We start from the raw sequence: 483 nt of genomic DNA, 5'->3' as shown, positions 1-483 counted from the left end.
GTACGGCAAGGAGACGCTTATCATCTGCGACGTGAAGAACAACGCGTCGGAAGACCTGCTCAATATGGCGGACGAATACCTCGACTACCGCGAGATTATCGACGACGGCTCCGCCGACGCCGCCGCGGAGGATACGAACGGCACCGAGATTATCTCCAAGCCTCAGGCGTTCCAGCTTCTGGTCGAGACTATCGGCATTATGCTGGGCGAGAAGGAACGGGGCAGGAAGGGCGGGCGCGATCCGGCGATAGGCGCGGTGAAAATCAGGATGAAGCTTCTGAACAGCAGCTTCGACGAGCGGAAACTGGGCTACCGCACGTGGAAGGCGTTTATCCGCGAGGCGGCGCAGAATACGGCGGTGCGCTTTGCGGACGAGGACGAGCGCTCTCTGTGCCTCGACAACGCCGCCGCGCGCGGCAAGATAACGGTGCCGGAAGTGTTCGCCGCGCTGTGCGCCTGCATTCCCTCCGGAGACTCGTGGAC

The 483-nt window shown here is 62.1% G+C and carries 1 protein-coding gene; it reads left to right on the top strand.

The features are described 5' to 3' along the window. On the top strand, positions 1-483 hold a 483-nt coding region (locus tag AWU74_RS12155; RefSeq protein ID WP_498067495.1), incomplete at both ends, for an LOTUS domain-containing protein.

The organism is Treponema endosymbiont of Eucomonympha sp. (genome assembly GCF_001028545.1).
The sequence above is the reverse complement of the archived record's forward strand: the minus strand, read 5'-3'. Positions and strand labels throughout refer to the sequence as shown.